Source organism: Xylanimonas oleitrophica (assembly GCF_003244315.1).
GTDB lineage: Bacteria > Actinomycetota > Actinomycetes > Actinomycetales > Cellulomonadaceae > Xylanimonas_A > Xylanimonas_A oleitrophica.
In genome coordinates this window covers 120,281-146,656 of the sequence record NZ_QKWH01000004.1, presented here as the reverse complement: position 1 = coordinate 146,656, position 26,376 = coordinate 120,281, and the positions used below count along the sequence as shown (strand labels likewise).

Here is a 26,376-nt window from a genome sequence, read left to right as displayed (position 1 = left end):
GGGCAGGCGTGCCACGATGAGCCGCATGAACTTCGTCGTGCGGGTCCTGGTGACCGCTCTCGCCCTGTGGCTCACGAGCCTGCTGCTGCCGGGACGCGTGGACGTGGTGGACGACGGCACGAACGGGGGCACGGTGCTGGCCGTCCTCGTGGTCGCGCTGGTGTTCAACGTGGTGCACTCGGTGATCAAGCCGATCGTGAGCATGCTGTCGTTGCCGCTGTACATCCTGACGCTGGGGCTGTTCACCCTGGTGGTCAACGCGTTCATGCTGTGGATCACCACGTGGATCACGGGGCAGACGTGGTTCGCGGGGCAGCCGTCCTGGGGGCTGGAGATCTCGGGCGGCTTCTGGTGGTACGTGCTGGCCGCGCTGATCATCTCCGTGCTGCAGGTGGTCATCGGGGCGTTCGCCCCCAAGAGGCGCGACTGACCCTGCGGCGTCGCAGGTCGGGCTGCCGTCGCTCACCGTCGGGGTGGCGGCGTCGGTGCGGGGCGGGGCGACGGTGCGGGCTCTGCGGGCTCGACGCGCAGGGGTGCGGGGAGCACGCGGGCGGCGGTGTAGAAGCGCGTGGTGGACCGCTCGCCCTGGAGCAGCGGCTCGATGCGGTCGACGACGTCGGCCACCTGAGCGTTGCCGCTGGCGCGCGCGAGCCCGAGGGTGCGCAGGTGGGTGGCCGTGGCGTGGGCACCGACGATGCTGCCGGCGACCGCCCGGTCCTCGGGTGACGAGGACGCGGCGAGCCGCCGCGTGACGGTGACCCGGTCGGGCGTGCGGGGGTTCTCGGTGCCGGAGCGGCCGTCGGTGCTGGAGACGAGCTCCTCGTCGTTCTCGAGGTGGAGCACGGGCACCCCGGCAGGGGCGTGGAAGGTGGCGGTGGGCGAGCCGGCGGTGACCACACCGGCCAGCCGGTAGCGGTCGGTGAAGCCGGGGGACGCGGCGAGGGCCATGGCGGCGATGCCGCCGAGGCTGTGGCCGACGAGGACGACGTCCTCTCCTGCGCCCACCCCGGCCTGCTCGAGCGCCTCGGTCACGGCCACGGTCACGTCGGCGCTGCGGTGCGCCATGAGGTCGAGGTCGGTGACGGCGTCGAAGGGGTGGTCGGGCGGCAGCGGCTCCTGGGTGCCGGGCAGCAGCACCGTCCACGACACGGTGCCGTCGCGGTGCTCGACGCGCTCGACGGCGAGGGTGGCGGTGGGCGCTCCCGCCGGTGCCCGCCCGGGCAGGTCGCTGCCCCAGGGGTAGAGGTCGGCGGTGCGGGCCAGGGCCTCCTCGACGGTGCCCGACGGCGTGCCGGCCCAGGCAGGCTGCCGAGCGGCACGCGGCCAGGGCCCGGCGCCGGGCCCGACGGCGGGCAACGGCCGCAGCACCTCCTCGACGCGGACGCGGGTGGCGGGCAGCACCTCGTGGACGAGGCTGCTGAGCACGCGCGCCCCGCCTGTCACCGACAGGTCGCCGCGGGCACGCCACGGCTGCCCGGAGGCGATGCCCACCGCCAGGCCGTGCACGGTCTCGTCCGTCCAGGGGGCGGCCCCGCGCACGAGCGGGGCGGCGGCCTGCGCGCCGTTCGCGGCGAGCCAGCGCCTCGGGCGCCCTCCCAGCAGCCGGTCTGCGAGCCATGCCCCGCCCGCAGCGGCCGCGACGCCGGTGCCGAGCCGGGCGCGCAGGTCCGGCCAGGCGGCGACGGCGTGCCCACCCATGACGGTGCCCAGCACCACGAGGCCGCCGACCGTGCGCTCCACGGACGACTCGGCGTGCTCGTACAGCCCGGCGGCCCGCAGGAGCCGCTGGGACAGGGCGGTGCAGTCGTCGGCGTGCGCGCCGAGGCGGGCCGCGAGCGCCCGGGCCTCGTCGGCGAGCGCGCGGCGGCGCTGCGGCAGCGCCGGGTCCGGCGGCGGCCCGGCCACCGTCACCGGCTGCCACGCGGCGAGGTCGAGGGCGTGCGCGGCGCCCGCGGCGCCGAGCGCGGCGGTCCGCAGGCTCTGTCCGGCGGCGTCGGCGCGGTGGGCGGCGGCGCGCACGTCGTCGGCGGTGACGGTGGCCAGCGGCGTCCCGCCGACGACGCGCAGGGTGTCGACGGCGTCGGTCACCGCGGGGCGCCGGCCCGGAGCAGCACGGCGGCTCGGTGGGCGGCGGCCAGGGCCCCGGCGTCGTGCCTGACCGCGTGCACGACATCGGCCAGCCGTTCGCCGAACGCCTCCGCGGCGGGCGAGAACCATCCCAGCGCGGACGCCTGGTGCAGGTGCGCGAGCGCGTCGTCGACGGCGGCGCACGCCGCACGCAGGGTGGCGTCGGGGGACGCCGCTCCCGTGAGCGCCGACGCCCCCGCGGACCCTGCACCAGCCGCCCCGGAGAGCCTGTACCCGTTCATGGGCGCGACGCTAGGAGCGCACCGGCCGGGTACCGCCCCGCGCCGCCGTCCGTTGTGCAGCGCGGTGCGGCCGAGCGGTGTGGGGGCACGCTCCCCTGCCGTCCCGGGGCGGGCACGACAGGCCATACCGGTCCACGCCGGGCCACGGTCCCCGGTGGTGCAAGGCGCCGCCGCAGGGCACCCGGGACGCCCCGCCACCGGCCGGGAGCGCCGTGGGACAATGCGGCACGTGACCTCACCTGCCGCGCCGTCCTCGCAGCCCGCCGAGCAGTCCACGCAGCAGCCCACCGGGCAGCGCGTCGACCTCGCCGCCGTCACCCCGCCCATCGCGCTGGGCCCACTCGACGGGCGCTACCGTGCCGCCGTCGCCCCGCTCGTGGACCACCTGAGCGAGGCCGCGCTGAACCGGGCCCGCATCCACGTCGAGGTCGAGTGGCTCGTCATGCTGTGCAACGGCACGGTGGGCGCCGGCTCCGTCCCCGCCCCCGTGGTGCCCGGCGCCCCGAGGCTCACCGACGCGGAGATCGCCTACCTGCGGCAGATCCCGGCGACGTTCGGCGCCGAGGAGATCGCCGAGCTGGCGGCGATCGAGAAGGAGACGGTGCACGACGTCAAGGCCGTCGAGTACTTCATCAAGCGCCGCCTGGCCGCCGACGTCGCCGGCGCCGCCCTCGGCACCACGAGCCTGCCCGCCGCGAGCGAGCTGGTCCACTTCGCCTGCACGTCCGAGGACATCAACAACCTCTCGTACGCGCTCATGGTGGCGGGCGCGGTGCGCGACGTGTGGCTGCCCGCCGCCACGGCGCTGGCCGACCAGGTGGCCGACATGGCGCGCGAGCACGCCGCCGTGCCGATGCTCAGCCGCACCCACGGCCAGCCCGCGACGCCCACCACGCTGGGCAAGGAGCTCGCCGTGCTGGCCCACCGCCTGCGCCGCCAGCTGCACCGCGTCGAGGGTGCCGAGTACCTGGGCAAGCTCAACGGCGCTACCGGCACCTACGGCGCGCACACCGTGGCCGTGCCGGGCGTGGACTGGCCGGCCGTCTCCCGCGCGTTCGTGGAGGGCCTGGGCCTGACGTGGAACCCGCTGACCACGCAGATCGAGTCGCACGACTGGCAGGCGGAGGTCTACGCCGACGTCGCCCGGTTCAACCGCATCCTGCACAACCTGGCCACCGACGTGTGGACGTACATCTCGATGGGGTTCTTCACGCAGATCCCCGTCGCGGGCGCCACGGGCTCCTCGACCATGCCGCACAAGGTCAACCCCATCCGGTTCGAGAACGCCGAGGCCAACCTCGAGATCTCGTGCTCGCTGCTCGACACGCTCTCGGCCACCCTGGTGACCAGCCGCCTGCAGCGCGACCTCACCGACTCGACCACGCAGCGCAACATCGGCCCGGCGTTCGGCCACTCGCTGCTCGCGATCGACAACGTGCGCCGTGGTCTCAAGGCCCTGCACGCCAACGCCGAGCTCATGGCGCAGGACCTCGACGAGAACTGGGAGGTGCTCGGCGAACCCGTCCAGTCGGCCATGCGCGCCGCGTCGGTGGCGGGCGTGCCCGGCATGGAGAACCCGTACGAGCGCCTCAAGGACCTCACGCGCGGCCGGCGCGTCGACGCCGGCCGCATGCGCGAGTTCGTGGCCACGCTGGGGCTGCCCGACGACGTGGCGCAGCGCCTGCAGGCGCTCACCCCGGCGTCGTACACCGGCCTGGCCGAGCGGCTCGTCGAGGACTACCTGGCCTGACGGCCCGGGGCCGCTACTCCCCCACCATCCCGTCGCCGTCGGCGTCGCGGTACCACGTGTACGGGGTGGTGCCGCGGTAGTACGGGCCGTAGCCCGCGCTGCGGAACGCGGCCACCGTCTTGTACGTGGCGGTCGAGGGCGCGTTCGGGGGCGTGAACGTGGTCTGCACCGTCCTGGGCGCGTAGCCGCTGCGGGTGAACGTGGCGCGAACCGTCACGGGCGTGCGGGTGGTCAGCAGGTAGGTCGAGGAGGTGCTGACCACCCGGCCGCCCACCACCCACTCCACCTTGGTCAGCCGGGCGCCCGCCGGAGCGGTGATCACCGCCTTCACCTTGGTGCCGACGGTGACCTTGCGGTTCGCGGCCCACGAGTTCGCCACCTTGACGGTGCCGCCCGTCTGCGCCTGGAGCGCCACGGCGACGGCTCCGGTGACGGCCGTGCCGTCGGCGTGACCGGGCCGCTTGACCGTGACCCGCACCGAGAGCTTCTTCCCGGCGTCGGCGGCCACGGCCTTGTACGACGACGCGGTGGCACCGGTGATCGGCTTGCCGTCCCGCAGCCACTGGTAGCCGGCCGACAGCCCGGACATCGACCAGGTGCCGGCGGTGGTGCGCAGCGTCGACCCGACGCGGGCGGTGCCGCTGATCGCAGGCTTGGTCCGCAGCGTGGGTGCGGCTCCGGTGGCGACGGCGGCGGTGGACGCGCTGACCTTGGTGACGGTGGCGTACCCGGCCTTCGAGCCCGTCACCTGGACCGTGAGTCTCTTGCCGCGGTCGCCGGCCGTGGGGGTGTAGGACGCCGAGGTGGCTCCCGCGACGGCGACCCCGTCACGGAGCCACTGGTAGCGCAGGGTCACGGGGGCGGGCTTCCACGTCCCGGGCACCGCGGTCAGGGCGACTCCGACGCGCGGCGTGCCGGTGACCGTGGGCACGGGGGCGGCCGTCAGCGGGTGGACGGCCGTGACCGTGGCGGAGGTGGCCGTGCCGGTCGTGTAGCCGCTGCGGGCGGCCGTCACCGTGACGGCGATCTTCTTCCCCGCGTCGGCGGCCACGACCTTGTACGACGAGGCGGTGGCACCGGCGATCGGCGCACCGTCCCGCAGCCACCGGTAGGCGAAGGTCAGGCCGCTCGCGGACCAGGTGCCGGTGCGGGCGGTGAGGGTCGCGCCGACCGTGGGCGTCCCGGCCACCGTCGGCCTGGCCGTGGCGACGGCCGCGGCACCGGCGGCCACCGTGACCGCGGCCGAGGTCGCCTCGCCGGCCACGTAGCCGTCCTTCGTGGCGCTGACCCGGACCGTGAGCCTCTTGCCCGCGTCCGCCGCGACCGGCGTGTAGGACGCTGCAGTCGCGCCGGGGATCACGGCGCCGTCGCGCAGCCACACGTACCCCAGCACCACGCCGTCGACGGACCAGGTGCCCGGGGAGGCGGTCAGCCGCACGCCCACCTGGGCCGGGCCGAGCGCGGGCCGATCCACCGGCTCCACCACGGCGGGCGTGGCCGGCACCTCGGGCGTCTCGGGCACCTCGGGCGTCTCGGGCACGGCAGGCGCCTCGGGCAGGCAGTCCTCGACGACGGCGGTGGCCGTCCAGACGTCGGCCGCGCCGTCCTGGCAGCCCCAGTCCCCGCCGGACGAGACGACGACCTGGTCGCCGTCGTCAGCCCCCACGGCGACGGGCGCCGTAGGCACGACCAGGGCGAGCGCGGCCAGGGCCACCACGGGGAGTCGACGGCGCCGCGCGCCGTCCTGACGACCGGACATCTGAGCTCCTGAGGTGAGAAGTGCGCCTCAGTGTGCGCCCGCCCACGCACCGCTGCCGCCGTCCGGCACGCTTTTCACCCGGCCGCCGTGAGCGTCCTCAGGATCGCGGCGCCGACCCGCTCAGGTCCTGCGCCCCGAGCACGCGCAGCAGGGCCAGCTTCTCGGCCGCCTCGGTGCGCGGCGGGGCAGTCAGCACGAGCAGCGCCTGCGACTGGTCCTCGGTGAACAGCACGGTGCAGTCCACCTCGAGCGGCCCGAGCTGCGGATGCACCAGCACCTTGTGGTCCTCGAACCGGCGGGCCACCTCGTGCCGGTCCCACAGGGCGGCGAACTCCGCGCTCTGGCGGCGCAGCGCCCGCACCAGCTCGCCCGCCCGGGAGGCGTCACCGAGCATCCCGTGGGCCACCCTCAGGTTCGCGACCTGGGCCCGGGACTGCCGCTCGTGGTCCTCCCGCAGGTACACCTCCCGCTCCGCCGGGTCCGTGAACCAGCGGTAGACCTCGCTGCGGGCCAGCCCCGTGAACCGGGACCGGTCGCCGAACAGCGCGACGGCGGGACCGTTCTGCACCAGGGTCTCCCCCAGCGCCGAGATGATGAACGCCGGAGTGTCCTCCAGCCGGTCCAGGACGCGCAGCAGCGCCGGCGACACGTGCCCCGTCAGCACCGTCCGGCCGGGCGTGCCCCGCCCCGCGAGCCGGAACAGGTGGTCGCGCTCGTCGTCGGACAGGCGCAGCGCCCGGGCGAGCGCGGCGAGCATCTGCTCGCTGGGCTGCGGGCCGCGCTGCTGCTCGAGGCGCGTGTAGTAGTCGGTGGACATCGCCGCGAGCGCCGCGACCTCCTCCCGCCGCAGGCCGGCGGTGCGGCGCCGCGCGCCGGGCGGCAGCCCGACGTCGGCAGGCAGCACCGCCTCACGCCGCCGCCGCAGGAACTCCGCCAGCGCCCGCCTGTCCATCCACGCTCCTCCTCCGGGCCCGTCGCCGTGACGCGCACCGTCAGCCACTCTTGCCCACCCGGCGGGCGGCGAACCAGGGACCGCCGATCCCCCGACACCCGCTCCTCTCCCGCCCCGGGTCGCCCCGCCGCACGGTGGAGGCATGGAGACCACCGGAAAGACCATCTTCGTCCCTGGCGCGACGAGCGGCATCGGCCTGGCCCTCGCCCTGCGCCTCCACGCCCGCGGCAACACCGTGATCGTCGGTGGCCGGCGCACCGAGCTGCTGGAGCAGATCACCGCCGAGCACCCCGGCATCCACGCCGTCCGCATCGACACCGCCGACCCCGCCTCCATCCGCACGGCCGCCGCCCAGGTGCTCGCCGACCACCCCGACCTCGACGTGCTCGTCGCCATGGCGGGCATCATGGAGCCGGAGGACTGGACGTCGTCCGGGTTCCTCGAGACCGCCGAGCGGATCGTGACCACGAACCTGCTGGGCCCGATCCGGCTCGTGGCGGCGTTCGTGGAGCACCTGCGCACCCGGCCGGGGGCCGCCGTCGTCACCGTGTCCTCAGGGCTCGCGCACGTGCCGCTGCGGGTCACGCCCACCTACAACGCCACCAAGGCGGCCGTGCACCGGCTCTCGGAGAGCATCCGCCTCCAGCTCGAGCCGGTGGGCGTGCAGGTGGTGGAGATCGTGCCGCCCGCCGTGCGCACCTCTCTCATGCCGGGGCAGGAGCACAACCCGATGGGCCTGCCGCTCGACGACTTCGCGGACGAGGTGATGACGCTCCTGGAGACGCAGCCCGACGCCCACGAGATCCTCGTCGAGGGTGTGAAGCCCCTGCGGTTCGCCGAGGTCCGCGGCGTCTACGACGCCACCGTGGAGCGGGTCAACGCGTCCGACCCGCACGCGGCGGCCCTCTGACCGCTCTCCGCGGTGCCGGTCCGGGCAGCTGGACCACGACAACTCGACCTGCGCACGCAGGTCCGCCTGGCCGGCCGACCGGGCCCGCCCCGCGCGCCGCGGGGCGGGCCCCAGTTCTCAGTGGAAGTCGCAGAAGACCTCGTCCGTGATGACGGCGGCGGGCGCGCGCTCGAGCATGCGTACGAAAGCGTCCGCCGCTTCGGGAGTCACGAAGTACACGGGGACTCCCCAGAAGTCGTACGGCCCCGCCTGTGCACCATTGGCGAAGTGCTCCAGCGCCGCCTGCTGGCAGACAAGAGGGACGGAGGCCCCCTCGTAGCCGAGGCTCCTCACCTCTGCTTTCGCCGCGGCCAGCCCGTCTGCGTCGGACTCCGCCGCCGAGACGACGTCGACCCAGACAGTGACAAGCGCACTTTCCGAAGCGATCGCTTCAGCCTCGGTGAGCGCCACTGGTCTGCCCGCCGTGTGCGTGGGCGTGGGCGCCACCGGCGTCGTCTCCACATGCGGCGCAGGCTCCCGCGCGGAGTCCTCGGCTTCATGCGGCGTCGGCTCGACCGGCGGCATCATGCTCGAACTCGGCGACCCGCTCGGAGCCGGAGTCGGCGTCGGTGATTGCGATGGCAGCGCGCTCGCCGCAGGCACCGGTGCGGGCGCCGGCGTCTGCGGCGCGCTCAGCGCGCTCGCGACGGCGGCGAGCCCGAGCGCCCCTGCAGCACCCACCATGCCGACAGCCCGAACGGTCTGGCGCCGGCGAGCCTTACGCAGCACCGACACGACATCGACCGGGAGCTCCGGTGTCGTCGCAGCCATCTGCCGCAGACGCTGGACCATCTCGTCGTCGTTCATCGCGTCTCCCTTCCGTCGGTGCCGGCGCCGTCGACGCCCATGATCTGCCTGAGCTGAGCCAGACCCCGTGCGGCCGCGGACTTCACCGCGCCCGCTGAGAGGCCCAGGTCGTCCGCCACGTCGGTCTCAGCCATGTCCATGAGGTAGCGCAAGACCACGACGCGGCGCCGCTTGGGCGGCAGCTGGAGGAGCGCTCTGACGAGAAGGTCCTGGTCGCCGGCCCCACCAGCCGGGAAGTCCACCGCACCCTGGGGCATGCGGGCCGGCTCGAGCAGCACCTCGCGACGGCGACGCCTCCACGTGTCGATCCGCTGGTTCACCAGCACTCGGTGGGCGTAGGCGGCCGGGTCTCCGGCGGACGCTCGCGGCCAGGCCAGGTACGTCTTCACCAGTGCGCCCTGCACGAGCTCTTCGGCACGGTGGTGGTCCCCTGTCAGGAGCCAGGCGGCACGGGCGAGGCGTGGGGAAACCTCTCGCACGAAAGCACTGAACTCCGCATCCTTGCCCGGCCCGGTGACCACCGGCACGGGCGCGGTTACACCCGGTGAGCCGTCATCGACCACTGGTCCACGCACGAGCACCTCCTTCGTCGTTCCCATGCCTTCCTTCACGCACACCTCCCACCGCGGGTTGCTCGGGGGCGTGAATTCACCCCGGCACGCACGACGCCGGCGGCCGGCCACCCACGGGTGACCGGCCGCCGGCTCCTGCGTGCGCGAGCGTGTCAGTGCGCGCCGCGCCCCGGGTACGACTCCTGCATCTGCGGGTTGAGCGACTTGAGCTTGACCCGCTTGGCCGGCCCGTCGACCACGACGGGCGACGGGCCCTGCGCTCGCCCTGACGCTGGTTCTGCCCCTGGCGGCGTGCGGGGGGCAGCGAGCCCGAACCGGTCTCCACGCCGTCCTCCGCCGCCGTCGTCCCCGAGCGCCCGGGCGAGGCCGCCGAGACCATCTCCCCCGAGGCCTACCGGGGCATCGAGCGCGACGACGGCTGGACGCAGGCCGACGTCGCGTTCATGACCAAGATGATCGGCCACCACCGGCAAGCAGTCGTCATGACGGACCTGGTGCCCGACCGGGCGGCGTCGGACAAGGTGCGCACGTTCGCGCAGCGGATCAGCGTGGTGCAGGACGGCGAGGTGCGCTACATGAGCGACTGGCTCAGCGAGCGCGACCTGCCCGTGCCGCCCGCGCAGGAGGTCGCGCCCGGGGACGGCAGCGGGCCCCGCCAGCAGCACCAGCACGACCACGGCGACATGCCGGGCATGCTCACCGACGAGGAGCTGGCGGCGCTCGAGGCCGCCGAGGGCGCCGAGTTCGACCGCCTCTTCCTCGAGGCCATGATCAAGCACCACCAGGGCGCCCTGGTCATGTGCGACCGCCGAGATCTCGCGGATGCGCCTGCTCCTCGACGAGGTCTAGCAGCAGGCGCACGAGGACCGGCAGGAGAAGCCGGCCGCGCTCGGTGCCCGCCGGCCGTCCGCACCCGGAGGGCTGGGAACGCCTCGACGCCGGTGAGACGCCCCTCGCGTCTGCGGTGGACGGGCTCGTCAGCGCTCGACGGGGAGTCCGCGGTGCGCCCACATGGCCATGCCGCCGTCGAGGTTGACCGCGTCGTAGCCCACGGCGTCGACGAGGAACTGGGTGGCCCGGGCCGAGCGCCCGCCGGAGTGGCAGACGACGAAGACCTGCGTGTCCGGGTCCAGCTCTCCGTAGCGGGCGGGCAGGTCGCCGAGGGGGATGTGGACGGCGCCGGGGGCGTGGCCGGCGTCCCACTCGTCCTGCTCGCGCACGTCCAGGAGGGTGGCACCCTCGGGCAGCGGCTGGGCGGGGTCGAGGTCGCGCACGTCGACGGTGGGGACCTCGGGCTGCATCGGCGGGAACATGCTCCCAGCGTAGGCGCCGGCGTCGGGCGCCGTGCGAGCGGGGCGGGCCTCGTCCAGGCTCGGTCCATGGTTCCGAACGACGCACACGACCAGCCGGGAGCGGCAGCGGGCAAGGCGCCCGGGCAGGGCGCCGTCCCCGACCCGGACCCGGCCACCTCCCCGACGGCGGGCGCGAGCGGTCCCGGGGGCGGGGTGGAGCCCGGCGAGACGCCGCCCGAGGCCGACCAGGTCAGCGCCCCGCAGGGGCACGACGAGCACGGCCCGCACCCCGCCCAGACGTGGATGTGGATCGGCGGGATCGGCGTCGTGGTGGTGCTGGTCGCGCTCATCTTCGTCGGGTACGCCACGGGCCTGTGGGACTGAGGGCGGGGCTCTGCTAGGAAGGGTGCATGCGATCCCCTGACGGCACGGCGTCCCTGGCTGCCCTCCTGTGCCCGATCCAGGGCCCGATCCAGGGCCCGGTCTGCGCATGAACGGCACGGACGCGGCGCCGCTGTGGCTCGCCGCGGTGCTGCTCGTGGGTGCCACGGCCCTGTCCCTCGCCGCCGCGCACCTCCACGGCGGCGCGACCCCGCCCGCCGCCGAGGCACGGCGGTCGAGCCGCCGGCTCTCGGCGGCGGCCGCGGTCGCCGCCTTCCTCGCGTGCGTGCTGCTGCTGGTCGCGGCCCAGCAGGGCTGACCCCCGCCCGGGGCCGCGGGTGGTGCCGGGACCAGGGAGACTAGGGCGGTGCTCGAGTCCTACCCCGCCCTGACCCTGCTGCCGCCCCTCCTCGCGATCACGCTCGTGGTGCTGACCAGGAAGGTGCTGCCCAGCCTCGGCGCGGGCGTGCTGGCGGCGGCGCTGCTCGTGGCGGGGCTCGACCCCCTCGGCACGGCCCGGGAGGTCTGGACGGCGTTCAGCGGCATCTTCTGGTCCGACGGCGCGGTGAGCACGTCGTCGGTGTACCTGCTGGTGTTCATCCTGCTGCTGGGCGTGACGACGGCGTTCGTGCTCATGTCGGGCGGCGCCCGGGCGTTCGCGGAGTGGGCGGTGCGACGCATCCGCACGCGCCGCGGGGCGCACGTGCTGCCCGCCGTGCTGGGCGTCGTCATCTTCGTCGACGACTACTTCAACGCCCTGGCCGTGGGGCAGGTCAGCCGGCCGGTCACCGACCGGCACGGGGTCTCGCGCGCCAAGCTGGCGTACATCATCGACTCGACCTCGGCGCCCGTGTCCGTACTGGCGCCCATCTCGAGCTGGGGCGCCTACATCATCGGCCTCATGGCTCCGATCGTGGCGGCGTCGGCGCTGACCGTGAGCAGCGTGGAGGCGTTCCTCGGGGCGGCCGCGTCGAACTACTACGCGATCGCCGCGATCGTGCTGGTGTGGGTGGTGGCGGTGCTGGGGATCGACGTCGGACCCATGCGCCGCGAGGAGGCACGTGCGGCGCACGAGGGCCGCCCGTTCGACGACGACGAGGCCGCGCCCGGCCGTCTGTCGTCCGACCTCCCGGTGACCGAGCCCGGCGCACGGCGGGCCCTGCTGGTCCCGTTCCTGGTGCTGGTGGCGGGTGTGCTGGCCGCGATGGTGTGGACGGGGCACACGGCCGCCGGGTCCTGGGACCCCGTGGACGTGCTGGCCGAGACCGACTCCACGCTGTCCCTGGTGGTGGGTGGTGTGCTGGGCCTGCTCACCGCCATCGCGTACTACCTGCGCTACACCTCCAGCGACCAGCGGTTCGACCGCCGCACGTTCGCCCGCGGCTGGGTCGAGGGGTTCCGTTCGATGCTGCCGGCCGTCGCGATCCTGCTGCTGGCCTGGATGCTCGGCTCGCTGGTGGAGTCGCTGGGCACCGGCGCCTACCTGGGCGGCCTGGTGGAGAGCGCGGACATCTCGGCGGGCTGGCTGGTGCCCGTGGTGTTCGTGGTGGCCGCGGCGATGGCGTTCGCGACCGGCACGTCGTGGGGGTCGTTCGGCCTGCTGCTGCCGCTCGCGGGCGGCATCGTGAACTCCGCGGGCGCCCCCGAGCTGCTGCTGCCCACCCTGGGCGCGGTGCTGGCCGGTGCCGTCGCGGGCGACCACGCCTCCCCCGTCTCGGACACCACGATCCTCTCGGCCACCGGGGCCGGGTCCCACGTGATCACCCACGTGCTCACGCAGCTCCCGTACGCGGGGGCGGCCGCGTTGAGCGCGCTGGCCGGCTACGTCGCCGTCGCGCTCGGTGCCGCCACGGCGGTGGGCCTGCTGGTCACCCTGGCCGTGCTGGCCCTGCTGGTGCTGGTGGCGCGGGCGGTGACGACGCCGGTGGCTGCGCCGTCGACGGAGCGCGAGCCGGCCTGAGGCCCGCGGAGCCCGCGGGGCCCGCACAGGGTGAGGTCCTCGGGGGCGACCGGCCCGCGACTCAGCCCGTGGGCTCGCCCTTCGCCCACGCCGTGACCACCCGCGTCGAGTCGGGCCGGCGCGGCATCACCACGAGCACCAGGTCGCCCTCCTCCACCACCGTGTCGTCGTCGGGCACGATGCTCGTCTCCCCGCGCACGACCGTCGACACCAGGCCCGGCGCCGGCTCCAGCTCCCCCAGCCGCTTGCCCACCAGGTGCAGGCCGGGCACCGCGCGCACCTCGAACAGCTCCGTGCGGGAGTCACCCAGCGAGAGCCCCGTGGCCACCGGCCCTATCTGCTCGCCCTGCCCGACCCCCAGGATCCGCGCGGCCGTGCTGATGCTGACGCCCTGCACCGCCGCCGAGACCAGCACCACGAAGAAGACGACGTTGAAGATCAACGAGCCGGCCGGGTACCCCGCCACGGCCGGGAACGTCGCGAGCACGATCGGCACCGCCCCGCGCAGGCCCACCCAGCTGATGAACACCAGCTCCCGCCACGAGTACCCGAACCACACCAGGCACGAGACCACCGCCACCGGCCTGGCCACGAGCACCAGCACCAGCGTCACGGCCACGGCCGGGCCCACCACCGGCGGCAGCTCGCTCGGGAACACCAGCATGCCCAGCATGAGGAACAGGCCCACCTCGGCCGTGTTCGACAGGCCCGCATGGAACGCCTGGATGCCCGGGCGGTGCAGCGTCACCCGGGCGCCGACCACCAGGCCCGTGACGTACACGGCGAGGAACCCGGAGCCGCCCACCACGGTGGCCGCCCCGTACGAGACGCCGGCCACACCGAGCGCCACCACCGGGTACACGCCCGCCGGGCCGAGCGCCGAGCGTGACAGCAGCCAGCTCCCGCCGAGACCCACGGCCACACCCACCACGGCGCCGCCCACCAGCTGCACCACGCCGAACACGACCCAGTCCGCCGGGGTCGGCGACCCCTGCCACGTGGCGACCAGCCCGATCGTCAGCATGACGGCGATCGGGTCGTTCGCGCCCGACTCCACCTCCAGCAGGGACGCCAGCCGTCGCGGCAGCGGCGCGCGCCGCAGCATCGCGAAGACGGCCGCCGCATCGGTGGAGGAGATGACCGCGCCGATGAGCACCGCCGTCAGCGGCTCGACGTCGAGCAGCAGGTACGTGCCGCCCGCGACCACCGCCGCGGTGACCAGCACCCCCACGGTGGCGAGCAGGGCACCCGGCGCGGCGGCACGCCGCACGTCACCCGGCTTCGTCGTCAGGCCGCCCTCGAACAGCACGAGGATCAGCCCGATGGTGCCGGCCACCTGCGCGACCTCCGGGTCCGCGAGGGAGACCAGGCCCAGGCCGTCGTCGGCGATCAGCATGCCGAGCAGCAGGAACAGCAGCAGGCCGGGGACGCGGACCTTGCCGGCGAAGGCAGCCGCGAGCACCGCGGAGATGAGCAGGAGTCCGGAGGCGAGCACCCAGGGGTCGGCCGGGAGCGCCACCGACATCCGACCACCGCCCTACGCCCTGTTGTGGACAACCGTGGGCCATTCTATCGACGGCGCTCCGTCTCGCCCGACGAGGAGACGGGCGAGCCCGCCCCTGCCCTATGCCGGCGACCAGGGTCACCCGCCCTGCGCACCGCCCTCAGCGGGCCGCGGAACCCGTCGCACCGACTCGGCGACGACGTCCGCGACGCACTGCGCCTGCCGTCCGGTCACCGTGCTGTCGACACCTTCGTCGTCCCGGCGCTCCTCGCGCAGGGCGAGGCACAGCCCGAGGCCGTCGGGGCCCGTCACCTCCTCGACGTCCGCGAGCGCCGCGGCCACCGCCAGGTCCACCGGTCCCGGCCTCGCCGGCTCCCCGGGCGATGCGGTGCCACCGTCCCACACCCTCACGCAGTCGCCGTCGGTGCAGGCTGCTGCCCCGATCTGCGCGAAGCCACCGGAGTGCTGGACCGTGCCGCGGACGGCAGGCGCACGCGCCCCGTCGATGCCGTCGACCCGGCTGGCCCAGACCCTCACGTTGGTCTCGCTGTGCCCGTGCGTGCCCCACGTCAGCGGGCCGGCCGCTTCCAGCGGGTAGGAGAAGATCCTGCGCCCCTCGCTGTCGGTCATCGGGTCCCACGTCACCAGGCGGGACGAACCGCCGTCACGCGGGCCGAACGCCAGCGCGTGCCGCCCGTCGCCGCTCACGAGCACCCGGGGCCCGCCGGCGAACGTCTCCCACACCGGTTCCGGGAGGGCGTCGGCCTCGATCAGCGCCGACAGGTCGTCATCCGTCCCGGAGTACACCGCGAAGCGGGGCGGCCCCTCGAGGCCCGGGCCGGCCGGGGTGAGAGCCAGGAAGAACCGCTCCCCAGGCGCCCAGGAGTCGAGGCTCGTGTCGACGACGGTGGCGCCGTCGTGCCGCACGTAGGTGCGGGCCCAGCTCGGCATCTGCCGAACGCCTGCGGCGGGCTGCAGGTCGACGGTGTCCCTGGGCGCCGGCGATGCCGTCGACGCCGGCACGACCGGGCGCGGTTCGAGCGTCGTCACGGCCCCGAGCGCCGCCGCACCGACGACGACGCTGGCGGCGACTGACAGCGCCACGCCCCGCGCCCGGTGCCGCTGCGCACGCCGACGTGCCACCCGGAGCCCGGTGAGCCCGTCCACCGGACGCTCGGGCACCGCCTCGTCGACCATCGCGCGCAGCTGCCGCGAGAAGTCATCGTTCATGGGTTCGTCCTTCGCTCTCGGCGGGATGCTGCAGTGCCTCACGGAGCGTGGCGAGCCCCCGGGACCCGGCCGACTTGACCGTGCCGCGGGGCAGGCCGAGCTCCTCGGCCACCTCCGCCTCCGAGAGGTCGAGGAGGTGCCGCAGCACCACCACACGTCTCTGCTTGACCGGCAGGAGCAGCAGCGCTCGCGTCAGCTCGTCCCGCAGGGCCACGTGGTGCGTCTCGTCGCCGTTGCCGCGCTCAGGCATCTCGTCAGCGGTGAGCAGCAGCTCGCGTCGGGTCCGCCGCCACGTGTCGATCCGCAGGTTCGCGAGGATCCGCCGCGCATAGACGAGAGGGTCTCCGTCCCGTGCCCGCGACCACGAGCGGTACGTGCGCTCCAGGGTGGCCTGCAGCAGCTCCTCGCCACGGTGCAGATCTCCGGCCAGGAGCATCGCGACGCGCCGCAGCACCGGGCCCGAGGCCTCCACGAAAGCCACGAACTCGGCGTCACGCGCCTCCTTCCCGGCGGGCACGACGAAGTCCTGACGGACCTCACCGGACTCCCAGAGCACGCTCACATCCCCCCACACGCAGCGGCCCTGCGGAAGGTTCCGTACCCGCAGTGACGAGGTGCGCATGCGGCGGGCTGCCCGACACCGCGGTGGTCCGACGTCACTCCCGCAGCGAGGCCGCCGGAGCCTGCAGCGCCTCGCGCAGCTCCTGCTTCGCCCGCTGGTACCGGTTGCGCACCGTGGACGCGGGCATGCCCACCACCTCGGCCACCTGGGCGAGCGTGAAGCCCTCCCAGTGGACCAGCCGCACCAGCTCGGCGAGGTCGGGGTCGAGGCGCGAGACGGCGTCACGGACCTCCACCCCGCTGTCGGCCGGTGGTGCGTGGCCCGTGGTGGCGAGCACGTCACGGAGGCGATCAGCCAGCCGGAGACGACGCCTGGCGCCGCGCTGGTGGTTGAGAAGGGTGCGGTGGGCGACGCCGAAGAGCCACATGCGTGCCTCGACAGGGTCTGCGGGCATCATGGCTGCGCGACGCCACGCGGTGGTCAGCGTCTCCGCCAGCAGGTCCGCGGCGTCGTCGTCCTCCGCACGCCGGCGGAGGTAGCGCAGCACGTCCTCGGCGTTCGCGGCCACGACGTCCTCCGCACGGCTCCTCACTCGTACCACCACGGCGTGCCCGGGTCCGGGTTGTCCCCGGTGCACCGTGTCTCGGACTCCCACCGGAAAGAGACCGGCGCGCCCTCCTGCTCGAGCCTGGCGGCGATCGCGGCGTTCAGGGCGTCCTGGACCGCCGTGTGGTACTCCCAGTCGGCGTCGTAGTGGTCGGTGCCGTACCCGACCGGGCCGATCCCGGCCGCGGTGCTCCGCTCGGCGCGGAGCCGAGCGATAGCGCCGTCGACGTCGACGATCTCGGACAGCGAGTTCTCCTCCAGCCACGCCACGACCTCAGCCCGAGCTCCCGGGTCCCGGACGTGAAGTCCCCCTGTGCGCTGCTCGCACGTCCCGCCGCTGGGCAACGTGTACGTGATCGAGCCGAACGGCTCCTGCGCCCAGGGCGCCGTCCACTCCAAGAGGCTGGCCGCGGCGGCCGTGCCACCCACGATCAGCGCGACGGCGCCCGTGCCCGCCGCGAGGGCACGGCGCGGCCCCAGGATCCCGGTTCTGCCAGCACGGCGGGTGGCCAGGACGACGTCGCCCACCGCCGCGCTCAACCCGTCCGGCTCGTGAAGGGGTGGCGCGGACGCGTCCAGCCAGCGCGTCAGGTCGTCGGTGTCAGATGGCATGGTCTCTCCCGGGCTCGTCGCAATGTCTCCACCGGGTACATGTCCGGCACGGGCCGAGGTGTCCGCGGCCGCTGCGACCCGTCCGCGCTCGCCTCTGTCAGGGGTGCAGCTGCTCCTGCAACGAGGCCAGGTCGGCCACGTGCTCCTCTGCCCTGCGCGACGCGGCCTCGGCGGCCGCCTGCTCCTCGCGCGCCCGCGCGTCGAGAGCAGCGATCGCGACGTCGTCACGCCGGAGGTCGGGCAGCGCCGCCTCGGCGTCCCGCTGGGCACGCAGCCGGGCTGCCGCCGCCTCGTGCGCCGCGGCCTCGCCGCGCGCCGTCTCGGCCTCCGTGACGATCTGGTCGAACAGCAGCCGCAGCTGCGTCCCGACGGCGACGAGCGCCTCCCGGTCGGCGACGTACCGCGCGTACGCCTCCTCGAGGGCCGGGTCGAGCCCACCGGCCGGGTAGACCTGCGACCCCAGGTAGGCGAACAGCTCGGTGGAGCGCAGGCGCGGGTCGTCCCCGACGGAGGCCGCCAGCTGCTCGTGCACCGGGTCGGCGGGGTCCACCGCGGCGACGGCCGTCTCCAGCAGGGGTTCGAGGCGCCCCTGCTCGCGGGCGCCCATCCGGTCCCAGGCGGCGTGGAGCATCTCGTGGGCCGCGGTCGTCACGACGGCCGGCCGCAGGCGCGGGTCGTCGGGCACGTAGACGACGATCTCCCGGCCGGCGACGTAGCAGCCCATCACCGCGGGCTCGCCCGGCGCACCGCCGACGTCCGCGGGCAGCGCGGCAGGGACGTTCGGGTGGGCCCGCCCCTCGCAACGGCCGGAGAACTCCTGGCGGTCCAGCAGGCGCGGCCGTGCGCCGTAGAGCACGTCCCGGCCGGTGTCGGTCAGGTACATCTGGTCCGCGAGCGCCACCACGTCGTCACCCGGGCCGGTCACGCGGGCCAGGACGTCGAGCGTGGCGTCCCGTGCCGCGGGGAGGCCGGGGCTCCCGAGCTGCACCCACCCGTAGCCGGCGGCGAGGAGTGCCGCGCCGGTGAGGAGCGCGCCCAGGCGCCGGGGCCGGCGACGGCGTCGCGGTGCCCTGTCCCAGCGGTCGCGCCCGCCCCCGGTGCCGGAGGGTGAGCCGGGCTCCCAGGTGCGCCACCCGGTCGCGGCGGTGCGTCTTCCCGCGGCCTCGTCGATGACCCACTGCGGGATGCGTCCGTCGGTACCGCGTGGCAGGTCGTCGGGCGGGATCGTCATGGGGGTGGCACCGGGCGGGCGGTCTGGGGCTCGGACCGTCACACCCTCTGGTCGTCCGTCGGGACCTGCCCCTGCGCGGAACCCTAGCGTCCGGGGGGGTGGCACCGGCTCCTCCTGCCGGGTGCACCCGTCTGCGACCAAGGTCGTAACCGAGGACGGCACCCGCGCCCGATGTGCCGCACCCTGCCCGTGACGAGGCTGGTGGGCAGGCCGAGGGTGCCGCCTCCGGGCAGGTTCCCGGACACCGCCCGGCCGCGAGGAGACCACCATGTCCACGATCGCCCGCGGGGCGTCCGACGACGTCACCGCTCCCCCGGACCCGGCCGGCCGCCCACGCCGGCACCGCCTGGTGGCGCGCGCCGCCGCGGCGCTCGCCGTCGTCACGCTCACGGCGGGCACGGTGGCCGGCTGTGCCACGGCCCAGGCCCCGACGCCTCCGCCGGCGCTCCCCGCACCGGCAGCCCCGGCGTCCGACGGCGCGCCGTCCGCCCCTGCCCTGGAGCAGGGGGACGTCGAGGCGTGGCTCGACGGGTTCCTGCCCGCCGCGCTGGAGCGCGAGGGCATCCCGGGGGCCGCCGTCGCCGTCGTGCACGACGGGGAGGTGCTCACCACCCGCGGCTACGGCTGGGCCGACACCGGTGCCGACGGCGGCGAGCCCGTGCCCGTGGACCCGGAGCGCACCCTGTTCCGGCCTGGGTCGGTGTCAAAGCTGGTGACGGCGGCGGCGGTGATGCAGCTCGTGGAGCAGGGGCGCGTCGACCTCGACGCGGACGTCTCGGAGTACCTGGACTTCGACCTGCCGCGGCGGTTCGACGAGCCGGTCACGCTGCGGCACCTGCTCACGCACACGGCCGGGTTCGAGGAGCGCATCCGCGGCCTGATCGGTGCGGAGGGCACGCCGGCGGACCTGCGCCACGAGCTGGTCACCGACCCGCCCGAGCAGGTGTACCGGCCCGGCACCGTGCCGGCCTACTCCAACTACGGCAACGCCCTGGCGGGGTACGTGGTGGAGCGCGTCAGCGGGCAGCCGTTCGAGCAGTACGTGCAGGACCACCTGCTGGAGCCTGCGGGGATGACCACGGCGACGTTCGAGCAGCCGGTGCCCGAGCCGCTCGCCGACCGCCTGGCGCGCGGCTACGAGACTGCCTCGGGGCCGGGCCACGGGTTCGAGGTGGTGACCACCCCGCCGGCGGGCGCGCTCAGCGCGACGGCCACCGACATGGCCCACTTCATGCTCGCGATGCTCGGTGAGCCCAGCACCGGCCAGCCCGTCCTGGAGCCCGCCACCCTGGCGCTGATGGAGGAGCCGGGCCTGGACGCCGGCACGCTCGGCACCCTCGCCGAGGGCCCGCGCATGGCGCTCGGGTTCTTCCAGGAGGACCGCAACGGCCACCGCATCGTGGGGCACGGCGGCGACACCCTGTACTTCCACTCCCACCTCCAGCTCTACCCGGACGAGCGCACGGGCGTGTTCGTGTCCGTGAACGGCTCGGGCGAGGACGGGCTGGCCACGCTGCGCCTGCGCGAGCAGCTCGTGCACGGTTTCACCGACCGGTACTTCCCCGCCGAGGGCACGGCTGCCCGCCCCGGCGTCGACCAGGCCACCGCCCGCGAGCACGCCGCGCAGATGGCCGGCACCTACACCCAGTCCCGCTCCATGCACAGCACGTTCCTGCGGGTGACGGACCTGCTGAGCGTCACCCACGTGACCGCCCAGCCGGACGGCCGCGTGGTGATCGCGCCGGGCCCGCTCAGCGACCGTCCCGTGCTGTACGAGGAGGTCGAGCCGTGGGTGTGGCAGGAGGTGGGCGGCCAGCGCACCGTCTCGGCCCGCCTGGACGGTGACCGCGTGGGCGCCGTCGCGTACGACTCGGCCTTCACCATGCTGCGCGCCGACCCGGCCACGGATGTCGCGCTGCCCGTGCTGGGGGCCGCCGCCCTGGTCCTGCTGGCCGGGGTGCTCGTCTGGCCGGTGGCCGCTCTGGTGCGCCTGGTGCGACGCCGGCCGGTCGACCGCGCCGAGTCCGAGGCCCGGCGTGCCGGCCGCACCGCCCGGGTGCTGACCCGGCTCGCGTCGCTGGGCGCCGTCGTGGCGCTCGCCGGCTGGGCCGGGACGGTCATGGCCGTGATGAGCTTCGCCGAGGTGCCCACGGTGGCGCTGCGCGGGCTCCAGGGCCTCCAGGCGCTCGGGGTGCTCGGCCTGGTGCCGGCAGTGCTGCGCGTGGTGGGCGACGTGCGCCGTCGTGCCGGCTGGCGCCGCGTCACCGGCGGGGTCCTGATCGTGCTGGCGCTGGGCGTCGTGGCGTGGTTCGCCGTGACCTACCGCCTGCTGGCCCCCAGCGTGTCGTACTGAGACCGGCTGCGAGGATTCACGCATGGACCGCCGCTCCGTCGAGGACCTCGCGCCACCGCGCCCGTCCCGCGTCGACGCGCTGCTCACCCGCCTCGGGGTGGTCGGCGTGCCGGCGCGGGACGCCGTGCTGGCGGCCGTCGTCGCCGTCCTCACGCTCGTCACGCTGGCGCTCACGCTGGACGAGCTGGCCGCGCTGGAGGGCATCGTGGTGCAGCACCCGAGCGCCGTCGTGGCGCTGTGCACGGTGCAGGCGGCGGCGATCGCGCTGCGGCGCACGCGTCCTCTGCTCGCCCTGGGCGTCGTCGTCGCGCTCCAGGTGGCGCTCGTGGCGGCGGCGCCCGCGGACTTCAGCGTGCGCGGGCTGGCGCCCCTGGTCGTCGGCTACACCCTCGGCACGCTGATGCCCGTGCGCCGGGCCCTGGCGGTGACCGGTGCCGCCGCCGTGCTGGAGGCCGCGGCGGCCGTGGCCGTGGCCCCCGCCGGGTCGCCGTCCCTGCCGCAGCTCGCGCTCCTCGGCCTCGCGACCGCAGCCATCAGCTACCCGGGTGCGGCCCTGGTCGGCGTGTGGACGGCCACCCGCCGCCGGTACCTGGACCTGGTGCGGCTGCGGGCGGCGGAGGCGGTCCGGGCCCAGCACGACGCCGCTCGGGCCGCCGTCGTCGCCGAGCGCGGGCGGATGGCGCGCGAGCTGCACGACGTCGCCGCCCACCACCTGTCCGGGATGGTGGTGCAGGCGGCCGCGGTGGAACGGCTCGTGGACCAGGACCCCGACGCGGCCCGCGCCGGCGCCGCCTGGATCCGTTCCCAGGGCAAGGAGACCCTCGACAACCTCCGCCAGGTGGTGGGCCTGCTCCGGGAGGGTGACGACGGCACCGCTCCCGTGCCCGGCACGGCCGACCTGGACGGGCTGGTCACGGACGCTCGCACGCTCGGCGACGACGTCGTGCTGCGGCGCAGCGGCCCGGCGCCGCAGCTCGGGCCGCTCGCCGACGCCGCCCTGTACCGGGTGACGCAGGAGGCGCTCGCCAACGCCCGCCAGCACGCCCCCGGCGCCCCGGTGCGGGTGGGGCTGAGCACCGGCGGAACGGACGTGGTGCTCGAGGTGGTCAACGACCCCTCGCCCGCCCCGCCCACGGACGACGGCCGCAACCGCACCGGCGCCGGCCTGGTGGGGATGCGGGAGCGCGCCACCCTCGTGGGCGGCACGCTCGACGCCGGCCCGACGCCCGCCGGCGGCTGGGCCGTGCGCCTGACGGTGCCGCAGACCCGGAGCACGCCGCCGGACGCCGTCGACGACGAGGACGAGGACGAGGAGGGCAGGCAGTGATCCGCGTGGTGCTGGCCGACGACCAGGCCGTGGTCCGGGCAGGGTTCCGGGTGTTCCTCGAGCAGGCCGGTGACATCGAGGTGGTGGGCGAGGCCGGGGACGGCCCGACGGCGGTGCGCGAGGTGCGGCGCACCGCGCCCGACGTCGTGTGCATGGACGTGCGCATGCCCGGCGGCGACGGGCTCGCCGCCACTCGCGCGATCCTCCAGGAGGCCCGCCCCGACGGCCGCCCCGCCCCGGCCGTGCTCGTGGTCACCACGTTCGACCTCGACGAGTACGTGTTCGGGGCGCTGGAGGCCGGCGCCAGCGGGTTCGTGCTCAAGGACACCGAGCCCGAGGACCTGGTGGCCGCCGTGCGCCGCCTGGCCGCCGGTGAAGGGCTCGTGGACGGCAGCGTGACCCGGCGTGTCATCACCGAGTTCGCCCGCCGCACCCCGCCCGCGCTGCCCGACGCCGACCTCGCAGAACCCCTCACGGCCCGCGAGACCCAGATCGTCCAGCTCCTCGCCCGGGGCATGTCCAACGCCGAGATCGCCCGCGAGCTCGTGGTCGAGACCAGCACCGTGAAGTCCCACCTGGGCCGGGCCATGGCCAAGATCGGCACCCGCGACCGCCTGCAGACCGTGGTGTGGGCCTACCAGCACGGGATCGTGCGCCGCTGACGGCGACCGTCCATCCCGTGCGAGAAGCCGGCGGCGGGCGCCGTCCACCTCTTCACACGGACAACGCCCTCGCACCACGGCGTCCGGCGATGCGGAGCGCCGCGACGACGCTCACCCCGGCGCTGTACACGGCAGCGACGGCAAGCATGAGCAGCACGCTGTCGAAGGGCATGCGGACCACGGCACCGGGCACGGACGTCGGCGCCCATGACATCAGCACCGCCACGCAGGCACCCAGAGCAGCAGCGACAGCCGCAGGCACCCCCACGAGGGTGAGCGCGAAGCTCAGGAAGTGCCGTCGTCGCGCCCCGTAGAACGCGACGACGCCGTGGCGTGCCGCCATCTTCTCGACCTCGGCCAAAGAGCTCAACGCCGCGAGAGCCAGCGAGATCACGAGCGCCAGCAGACCGCCGACGGCGTACCACCGTGCCTTGTCGACACCGAGCCACGCCCCCACGATCGTCTCCTCCTGGGGGATCGCTACCCGTGGTGGCGGCAGGACTCTCTGGCCCAGCTCTCGGAGCAGCGCGTCCTGAGAGATAGGCCTCCCGTCCAGGGACACCGCCGCGAGCAGGGTGGCCTCGGCGAGCGCATCGCCGTCAGCCCGCTCGACCACGGCGTCGGGGGCCAGGCCCCACAGCCACACCTGCGGGGCAGCCGCGCCGCGGAACGCCTCCAGCGGCTTCGGGCTCTCGGGGCACTCTCCGAAGACGTGCACCAGTACTTCGCAGTCGCCCAGGACGCGGTCGGGGAGTCCTTCCCCTCCGAGAGCGACGAAGCCTGTCCCGGCCGGTCGATCGTCGAACAGGCGGGCCCGGGCCGCACGCTCCTCGGTGCTGAGGTCGACGAGCATCGAGAGGTCCGCGTTCACCCTGTCGGACGCCACCGCCTCGCGGAAGCTCGGCGCCGACTGGCTCCCCCACACCTGCAGCTGCGCCGAGAGCACGATCGCCATGGCGATCACCGATGTGATCCTCGTGGTCGCCCGAGGGACGTGCTGGACCTCTCGCGCCCCGACGAGCACCGGGCCGGAACCGGTCCGGAGCGCGAGCGCTCCCAGCACCCGCCCGAGCCCGGACGTGACGACCCCCATCGTCGGGACCAGCAGCACGAGTGCCACCGCGCAGGCGGAGAGGGAGATGAACGAGGCAAGGCTCGGATCGGTGGTGTAGAAGAACGCGTAGCCCCAGTTCGCGAGGGCGAGGTCCACGCACAGCAGCAGGACCCAGAGACCACGGGCACCCACGGGCCGGGGAGCGCTCCCCTGCCCCACACGAGGGAGCGTCGCCGCGCGATGGAGCCACAGGACCAGCGCGACGACCGCCGCCGCAGCGAGAAGCCCGACGGCGAGGAGCGCCCCGATCCCTGTCAGGGAACCGTAGTCCGCTCCCGGTACCGAGATGCCGGCGATCGGCACACGCCAGGTGCAGTACGTCGAGGCGACGAGAAGCAGCGTCACCAGGCCAGACCCGACGGCTGCCGGGCCGAGGAAGACGCGCAGGAGCGCTGCCCTCAGCTGCCGGGGCGAACCTCCCATCGCCTGGACCTGCGCCAGGTGTCGTCGTCGTTCCTCCGCACCGAGCGACAGCAGTGCGATCGCTGCCACCAGCGCCGGAGCGACGCCGAACAGCACGAGGCCCATCACCAGGCTCCGCTTGGTGCCGTGGTAGAGGGCTGCTCCGAGATATCCGCCCCCGTCAGCCCTCGGCTCTACGCCGAATCCCGTGATGGGCACCCAGTGGTGCGGCGGAGTGACGTCCTCTGCGCGGACGCCGACGTACGCGATCCGCTCACCGTCGTCCACCAGGGACGCCAGCTGGATGACGCCGGCGAGGCTGCCATAACGAGCGACGTACGCCTGTGACCCTTCGAGCTCGAGAAGAGCCGGCGACGCCCACACGTCACCGGCTGCGGGCCATTCGGGGAGCCCCGGAGGCGGAGGCGCACCCGGGTCCGTGACAGCGAGGTACAGGACCTGTGCATCGAGGACACCGAGCGCATCGCCTCGCCACGTGTACCAGGCGACCGCGTCCTGCGCTGCGGGCGTCGAGGGGTCGACGACGTGCGGCGTCCGCGCCGCGTCCCTCGCGATCCTGGCGTCGTACCCCTGGTCGACGACGACGAACAGCGCCCCCACCAGAGCCAGCAGAGCAGCCGTCAACGCCGCTGCCGCTCGATGCAACCGGCTCCCCGTCCGGGGTTGTCGAGGATGCTGATCACGGGAGTCCGACGCCCCCCACGGGAGCGGACTCGATCAGCCGACCTCCGTCGAGCGTCAGCGCACGGTCTGCCCTGCCTGAGACGGCAGCGTCATGGGAGACGACGACGAGCGCGCACCCCGCCGTGACCGGCAGCGAGTAGAGGAGGTCGCACACGTCGTCTCGCGTGCGCTCGTCGAGCGCGGCCGTCGGTTCGTCCGCCACCACCACGGCCGGCTCGTTCGCCAGCGCACGCGCGATCGCCACACGCTGCTTCTCCCCACCCGAGAGGCTCTCCGCCACGACGTCCGGGCTGTCGACACCGAGAGTCGAGAGCAGGTGGTCCGCCCGGTCGAGCGCCTCGGCGCCCTTGCGCCCTGCCAGCATCAGGGGCAGTGCGGCATTCTCACGCGCGGTCAGGGTGGGGATGAGCTCCCCCGCCTGGAACACCATTCCCAGATGGTCCAGGCGCAGGCGCGCGGCGCGCCGACGACTCAGCCGGCTGATCTCGACGCCCGCGAGGGACACCGCGCCCCGCGACGGCCTCTCCAGACCGATCATGATCGACAGGAGCGTGCTCTTCCCGGAACCCGTTTTCCCGGTGATCGCCAGCGAATGCCCCGCCTCGACCGCGAGGCTGACGTCGTCCAGGACCTGGCGGCGGCCGTAGGAATGACTGACGTGGTCGACCAGGACCACCGGCATCTGGGAGCTCGTCTCTGCTGGTCTCGGCCCGGACGGGCGAGATCCGCCCGGCGGGAGGCGCTGCGGCAGCACGCCTCGCGCCGCAGCAGCAGCCGGAACCTATCCGGTCGTGATCGCCCGATCGCGACACTGGCGCATCCCCGCCATCTGTTCACCCGCTGACCAGCGGGGCCCCCGTTCTCCCCACGCGGCACGCCTGAGCCGCTGGTCGCGGCTCAGGCGGTGAGGCGGACGCGCCCCTCGTGCGGGAGCGTCACCGGGACGGGCATGGGTGACGGGTTCCCCGAGACGAGCGAACCCTGCTGCTCGCGTGCGAGCGTCGCGGCCGCTGCGGCGACGGCGGCCGCCGCCATGCCCCCTGTCGTGCGGGCCGCCTCCACCACCTCCTCCGGCGCCTGCTCGAGCAGGTGCCGGGTGAGCTGCTGCTGGGCCTCCGCCAAGCGCTTCACCGCCCGGTCGTACGCCTGGTGGGCGGGAGAGCCGGCAGGCACTGTGCTGCCTGCCGCCAGGGCGGGCGCGCGGGTGGACGCCGCACCGGTCGTGAGATCGCGCATGGCCGTGTCCCTTCGTCGTCCGAGCCCCACCGATCGGCTCG

25 protein-coding genes and 1 pseudogene are annotated in these 26,376 nt (G+C 74.7%); 10 read left to right on the top strand and 16 right to left on the bottom strand.

Annotated elements, in window-relative coordinates; all coding sequences use genetic code 11:
• Window positions 1–25: 25 nt before the first annotated feature.
• Window positions 26–430 (top strand): phage holin family protein, encoded by a 405-nt coding sequence (locus tag DNL40_RS07905; protein ID WP_111250702.1) that lies wholly within the window; start codon window positions 26–28, stop codon window positions 428–430.
• Between the two features lie 32 nt (window positions 431–462).
• Here DNL40_RS07905 and DNL40_RS07900 read toward each other — a convergent pair whose 3' ends face one another.
• Window positions 463–2,088: a hypothetical protein gene (locus DNL40_RS07900; protein ID WP_111250701.1), complete on the bottom strand. Its 1,626-nt coding sequence runs from the start codon at window positions 2,086–2,088 to the stop codon at window positions 463–465.
• Window positions 2,085–2,369, bottom strand: a complete 285-nt coding sequence (locus DNL40_RS07895; RefSeq protein ID WP_111250700.1) for a hypothetical protein — start codon at window positions 2,367–2,369, stop codon at window positions 2,085–2,087. Before DNL40_RS07895 ends, DNL40_RS07900 begins: the two co-directional genes overlap by 4 nt.
• A gap of 220 nt (window positions 2,370–2,589) precedes the next feature.
• Between DNL40_RS07895 and purB the strand changes: the two genes are divergently transcribed.
• Window positions 2,590–4,119: an adenylosuccinate lyase gene (gene purB / locus DNL40_RS07890; RefSeq protein WP_425450769.1), complete on the top strand. Its 1,530-nt coding sequence runs from the start codon at window positions 2,590–2,592 to the stop codon at window positions 4,117–4,119.
• Window positions 4,120–4,132: 13 nt separating this feature from the next.
• Here purB and DNL40_RS07885 read toward each other — a convergent pair whose 3' ends face one another.
• The gene (locus DNL40_RS07885) at window positions 4,133–5,878 is read right to left on the bottom strand and encodes an excalibur calcium-binding domain-containing protein (protein ID WP_146252050.1); all 1,746 of its coding nucleotides are present in this window, start codon (window positions 5,876–5,878) and stop codon (window positions 4,133–4,135) included.
• A 97-nt stretch (window positions 5,879–5,975) separates the two neighbouring features.
• The gene (locus DNL40_RS07880; RefSeq protein WP_111250698.1) at window positions 5,976–6,830 is read right to left on the bottom strand and encodes a helix-turn-helix transcriptional regulator; all 855 of its coding nucleotides are present in this window, start codon (window positions 6,828–6,830) and stop codon (window positions 5,976–5,978) included.
• A gap of 142 nt (window positions 6,831–6,972) precedes the next feature.
• Here DNL40_RS07880 and DNL40_RS07875 point away from each other — a divergent pair, with 142 nt between their 5' ends.
• Entirely contained in the window at window positions 6,973–7,740 is a 768-nt protein-coding gene (locus tag DNL40_RS07875) for an SDR family oxidoreductase (protein WP_111250697.1), read from the top strand.
• 117 nt (window positions 7,741–7,857) lie between these two features.
• Here DNL40_RS07875 and DNL40_RS07870 read toward each other — a convergent pair whose 3' ends face one another.
• Both DNL40_RS07870 and DNL40_RS07865 read right to left on the bottom strand, forming a co-directional pair.
• A complete protein-coding gene (locus tag DNL40_RS07870) occupies window positions 7,858–8,586 on the bottom strand; it encodes a hypothetical protein (protein ID WP_111250696.1) in 729 nt (242 codons plus the stop codon).
• Window positions 8,583–9,185: a SigE family RNA polymerase sigma factor gene (locus tag DNL40_RS07865; protein ID WP_111250695.1), complete on the bottom strand. Its 603-nt coding sequence runs from the start codon at window positions 9,183–9,185 to the stop codon at window positions 8,583–8,585. The genes DNL40_RS07870 and DNL40_RS07865 overlap by 4 nt, the downstream gene beginning before the upstream one ends.
• A gap of 416 nt (window positions 9,186–9,601) precedes the next feature.
• Between DNL40_RS07865 and DNL40_RS17010 the strand changes: the two are divergent.
• Window positions 9,602–9,907: pseudogene (locus DNL40_RS17010) on the top strand (DUF305 domain-containing protein); the annotation flags it as partial.
• Between the two features lie 228 nt (window positions 9,908–10,135).
• Here DNL40_RS17010 and DNL40_RS16175 read toward each other — a convergent pair.
• Window positions 10,136–10,471, bottom strand: a complete 336-nt coding sequence (locus DNL40_RS16175; RefSeq protein ID WP_146252049.1) for a rhodanese-like domain-containing protein — start codon at window positions 10,469–10,471, stop codon at window positions 10,136–10,138.
• 66 nt (window positions 10,472–10,537) lie between these two features.
• Here DNL40_RS16175 and DNL40_RS16735 point away from each other — a divergent pair, with 66 nt between their 5' ends.
• The 3 genes from DNL40_RS16735 to DNL40_RS07850 all read left to right on the top strand — a co-directional run bounded on the left by DNL40_RS16735 (window position 10,538) and on the right by DNL40_RS07850 (window position 12,791).
• Window positions 10,538–10,834 (top strand): DUF6480 family protein, encoded by a 297-nt coding sequence (locus DNL40_RS16735; protein WP_179950992.1) that lies wholly within the window; start codon window positions 10,538–10,540, stop codon window positions 10,832–10,834.
• Between the two features lie 106 nt (window positions 10,835–10,940).
• A complete protein-coding gene (locus tag DNL40_RS07855; RefSeq protein ID WP_111250693.1) occupies window positions 10,941–11,150 on the top strand; it encodes a hypothetical protein in 210 nt (69 codons plus the stop codon).
• Window positions 11,151–11,198: 48 nt separating this feature from the next.
• Complete coding sequence (locus DNL40_RS07850; RefSeq protein WP_111250692.1) at window positions 11,199–12,791, top strand: Na+/H+ antiporter NhaC family protein; 1,593 nt, start codon at window positions 11,199–11,201, stop codon at window positions 12,789–12,791.
• A 61-nt stretch (window positions 12,792–12,852) separates the two neighbouring features.
• Here DNL40_RS07850 and DNL40_RS07845 read toward each other — a convergent pair whose 3' ends face one another.
• The 6 genes from DNL40_RS07845 to DNL40_RS07820 form a co-directional block, all read right to left on the bottom strand.
• Window positions 12,853–14,316 (bottom strand): potassium/proton antiporter, encoded by a 1,464-nt coding sequence (locus tag DNL40_RS07845; RefSeq protein WP_179951002.1) that lies wholly within the window; start codon window positions 14,314–14,316, stop codon window positions 12,853–12,855.
• Between the two features lie 117 nt (window positions 14,317–14,433).
• Complete coding sequence (locus tag DNL40_RS07840; protein ID WP_111250691.1) at window positions 14,434–15,525, bottom strand: hypothetical protein; 1,092 nt, start codon at window positions 15,523–15,525, stop codon at window positions 14,434–14,436.
• Window positions 15,515–16,081: a SigE family RNA polymerase sigma factor gene (locus DNL40_RS07835; protein ID WP_245885754.1), complete on the bottom strand. Its 567-nt coding sequence runs from the start codon at window positions 16,079–16,081 to the stop codon at window positions 15,515–15,517. Before DNL40_RS07835 ends, DNL40_RS07840 begins: the two co-directional genes overlap by 11 nt.
• 100 nt (window positions 16,082–16,181) lie before the next feature.
• Window positions 16,182–16,655, bottom strand: a complete 474-nt coding sequence (locus tag DNL40_RS07830) for an RNA polymerase sigma factor (protein WP_245885753.1) — start codon at window positions 16,653–16,655, stop codon at window positions 16,182–16,184.
• Window positions 16,656–16,675: 20 nt separating this feature from the next.
• Window positions 16,676–17,305, bottom strand: a complete 630-nt coding sequence (locus DNL40_RS07825; protein WP_111250689.1) for a hypothetical protein — start codon at window positions 17,303–17,305, stop codon at window positions 16,676–16,678.
• A gap of 97 nt (window positions 17,306–17,402) precedes the next feature.
• Window positions 17,403–18,536, bottom strand: coding sequence for a hypothetical protein (locus DNL40_RS07820; protein WP_111250688.1), 1,134 nt, complete (start codon window positions 18,534–18,536; stop codon window positions 17,403–17,405).
• 268 nt (window positions 18,537–18,804) lie between these two features.
• Here DNL40_RS07820 and DNL40_RS07815 point away from each other — a divergent pair, with 268 nt between their 5' ends.
• Genes DNL40_RS07815 through DNL40_RS07805 form a run of 3 tightly spaced genes read left to right on the top strand, consistent with a single transcriptional unit; the run spans window position 18,805 to window position 22,878 of the window.
• Entirely contained in the window at window positions 18,805–20,889 is a 2,085-nt protein-coding gene (locus DNL40_RS07815; protein ID WP_111250687.1) for a serine hydrolase domain-containing protein, read from the top strand.
• Between the two features lie 22 nt (window positions 20,890–20,911).
• On the top strand, window positions 20,912–22,216 hold the full coding sequence (locus DNL40_RS07810) for a sensor histidine kinase (protein WP_111250686.1): 1,305 nt from the start codon (window positions 20,912–20,914) through the stop codon (window positions 22,214–22,216).
• Window positions 22,213–22,878, top strand: a complete 666-nt coding sequence (locus DNL40_RS07805; protein ID WP_111250685.1) for a response regulator — start codon at window positions 22,213–22,215, stop codon at window positions 22,876–22,878. Before DNL40_RS07810 ends, DNL40_RS07805 begins: the two co-directional genes overlap by 4 nt.
• Before the next feature lie 52 nt (window positions 22,879–22,930).
• On the opposite strand, the gene DNL40_RS07800 is transcribed toward DNL40_RS07805, so the two are convergent.
• The 3 genes from DNL40_RS07800 to DNL40_RS07790 form a co-directional block, all read right to left on the bottom strand.
• Window positions 22,931–25,039 carry a hypothetical protein gene (locus tag DNL40_RS07800; RefSeq protein WP_146252048.1) on the bottom strand — a complete coding sequence of 703 codons (2,109 nt, stop codon included), beginning with the start codon at window positions 25,037–25,039 and terminating at the stop codon, window positions 22,931–22,933.
• A 55-nt stretch (window positions 25,040–25,094) separates the two neighbouring features.
• Window positions 25,095–25,781, bottom strand: a complete 687-nt coding sequence (locus DNL40_RS07795) for an ABC transporter ATP-binding protein (protein ID WP_111250683.1) — start codon at window positions 25,779–25,781, stop codon at window positions 25,095–25,097.
• Between the two features lie 215 nt (window positions 25,782–25,996).
• Window positions 25,997–26,335, bottom strand: a complete 339-nt coding sequence (locus DNL40_RS07790; protein ID WP_111250682.1) for a hypothetical protein — start codon at window positions 26,333–26,335, stop codon at window positions 25,997–25,999.
• Between the last annotated feature and the right edge of the window lie 41 nt (window positions 26,336–26,376).

Excerpts from the sequence above, each read along its gene's own strand:
- DNL40_RS07905 (WP_111250702.1), top strand. The coding sequence starts at position 26 with ATGAACTTCGTCGTGCGGGTCCTGGTGACCGCTCTCGCCCTGTGGCTC.
- DNL40_RS07895 (WP_111250700.1), bottom strand. The coding sequence starts at position 2,369 with ATGAACGGGTACAGGCTCTCCGGGGCGGCTGGTGCAGGGTCCGCGGGG.
- purB (WP_425450769.1), top strand. The coding sequence starts at position 2,590 with ATGCGGCACGTGACCTCACCTGCCGCGCCGTCCTCGCAGCCCGCCGAG.
- DNL40_RS07885 (WP_146252050.1), bottom strand. The coding sequence starts at position 5,878 with ATGTCCGGTCGTCAGGACGGCGCGCGGCGCCGTCGACTCCCCGTGGTG.
- DNL40_RS07880 (WP_111250698.1), bottom strand. The coding sequence starts at position 6,830 with ATGGACAGGCGGGCGCTGGCGGAGTTCCTGCGGCGGCGGCGTGAGGCG.
- DNL40_RS07875 (WP_111250697.1), top strand. The coding sequence starts at position 6,973 with ATGGAGACCACCGGAAAGACCATCTTCGTCCCTGGCGCGACGAGCGGC.
- DNL40_RS07870 (WP_111250696.1), bottom strand. The coding sequence starts at position 8,586 with ATGAACGACGACGAGATGGTCCAGCGTCTGCGGCAGATGGCTGCGACG.
- DNL40_RS07865 (WP_111250695.1), bottom strand. The coding sequence starts at position 9,185 with ATGGGAACGACGAAGGAGGTGCTCGTGCGTGGACCAGTGGTCGATGAC.
- DNL40_RS16175 (WP_146252049.1), bottom strand. The coding sequence starts at position 10,471 with ATGTTCCCGCCGATGCAGCCCGAGGTCCCCACCGTCGACGTGCGCGAC.
- DNL40_RS16735 (WP_179950992.1), top strand. The coding sequence starts at position 10,538 with ATGGTTCCGAACGACGCACACGACCAGCCGGGAGCGGCAGCGGGCAAG.
- DNL40_RS07855 (WP_111250693.1), top strand. The coding sequence starts at position 10,941 with ATGAACGGCACGGACGCGGCGCCGCTGTGGCTCGCCGCGGTGCTGCTC.
- DNL40_RS07845 (WP_179951002.1), bottom strand. The coding sequence starts at position 14,316 with ATGTCGGTGGCGCTCCCGGCCGACCCCTGGGTGCTCGCCTCCGGACTC.
- DNL40_RS07840 (WP_111250691.1), bottom strand. The coding sequence starts at position 15,525 with ATGAACGATGACTTCTCGCGGCAGCTGCGCGCGATGGTCGACGAGGCG.
- DNL40_RS07825 (WP_111250689.1), bottom strand. The coding sequence starts at position 17,305 with ATGCCATCTGACACCGACGACCTGACGCGCTGGCTGGACGCGTCCGCG.
- DNL40_RS07820 (WP_111250688.1), bottom strand. The coding sequence starts at position 18,536 with ATGACGATCCCGCCCGACGACCTGCCACGCGGTACCGACGGACGCATC.
- DNL40_RS07815 (WP_111250687.1), top strand. The coding sequence starts at position 18,805 with ATGTCCACGATCGCCCGCGGGGCGTCCGACGACGTCACCGCTCCCCCG.
- DNL40_RS07810 (WP_111250686.1), top strand. The coding sequence starts at position 20,912 with ATGGACCGCCGCTCCGTCGAGGACCTCGCGCCACCGCGCCCGTCCCGC.
- DNL40_RS07795 (WP_111250683.1), bottom strand. The coding sequence starts at position 25,781 with ATGCCGGTGGTCCTGGTCGACCACGTCAGTCATTCCTACGGCCGCCGC.
- DNL40_RS07790 (WP_111250682.1), bottom strand. The coding sequence starts at position 26,335 with ATGCGCGATCTCACGACCGGTGCGGCGTCCACCCGCGCGCCCGCCCTG.